Raw genomic sequence first — 1,031 nt, 5'->3', positions numbered from 1 at the left:
AAGATGGAATAGCGGTCCCGATTGAATCGGATTACGACTTTCCAAGCACATGGGAAGTGGTTAGGCTTTCGCATATTTGCAGACTTATTGATGGCGAGAAGAAAGAAGGTCAATACATTTGTCTTGATGCTAAGTATTTGCGTGGTAAATCTACTGGTACTTATTTGGACAAAGGGAAGTTCGTAGCCAAGGGAAATAGCATCATTCTTGTAGACGGAGAGAACTCAGGTGAAGTTTTTACTGTTCCTCATGACGGCTACATGGGTAGCACTTTTAAGCAATTATGGGTAAGTTGTAGTATGCATCTACCTTATGTACTATACTTCATTCAGTTCTACAAAGATTTGCTACGTAACTCTAAGAAAGGTGCTGCTATTCCTCATTTGAATAAAGAAATCTTCTATTCTTTGATAATTGGCATTCCACCATTTCAAGAGCAGAAAAGAATTGCAAATGCTATAGAAGAATTATATGCCCGACTATAAGTGGGCATATAATTCTTCCAGTCGATCAATAATATAGCGCTGTTCTCTTAATGGGGGTAAGGGAATTAGTAAACTTTTGAGACTCTTAGAATTGAGAGTTTTCCCTTTAATAGCATCTTTAGAATTGCCCATATTTGATAAAAAGGGTAGTGTGTAGAAAAGATAATCCCTCAAAGCATACTTATCATCAATGAATGGGAAAATGGATATAATTGCCTCATTATGGTATGCGTCAATGTTGAGAATTGAAGTTCTACCGACTGTAAGTTTGAAACTCATCAACAAAGAACCAACAGGAGAAATCCCTCCCATTACGGATGATGCTGCGACAGAAATTTTTTCCTTTGTTTTATTTATATGCTCACAATTTGTCATGTCAGATATGGAAACCCATGGTATTGTAGCTTTTGTCCAATAGCTAACTTCTCCTCGTGCAGGGGTCTTCCCAATACTCATTCTAACAATTTGACCGAATCGAACCCATTGCCAACTACATGGCAAATCAAATAATATCTCATTGGAGATATCTATGGTATCTCTTCCTAT

Annotated in this window: 2 protein-coding genes; one reads left to right on the top strand and one right to left on the bottom strand. The window is 37.3% G+C overall.

Annotated elements, in window-relative coordinates; translation table 11 throughout:
• On the top strand, positions 1-485 hold a 485-nt coding region (locus HMPREF6485_RS13040; protein WP_004347210.1), incomplete at its 5' end, for a restriction endonuclease subunit S.
• Here HMPREF6485_RS13040 and HMPREF6485_RS13035 read toward each other — a convergent pair.
• Positions 480-1,031: restriction endonuclease subunit S (locus tag HMPREF6485_RS13035; RefSeq protein WP_004347207.1), on the bottom strand; the 552-nt coding region annotated here is incomplete at its 5' end. The two genes, HMPREF6485_RS13040 and HMPREF6485_RS13035, sit on opposite strands and share 6 nt — an antisense overlap.

This window comes from Segatella buccae ATCC 33574 (assembly GCF_000184945.1).
GTDB classification, from domain to species: domain Bacteria; phylum Bacteroidota; class Bacteroidia; order Bacteroidales; family Bacteroidaceae; genus Prevotella; species Prevotella buccae.
Note: the sequence above shows the minus strand (reverse complement) of the source record. Positions and strands in the feature narration are given on the sequence as shown.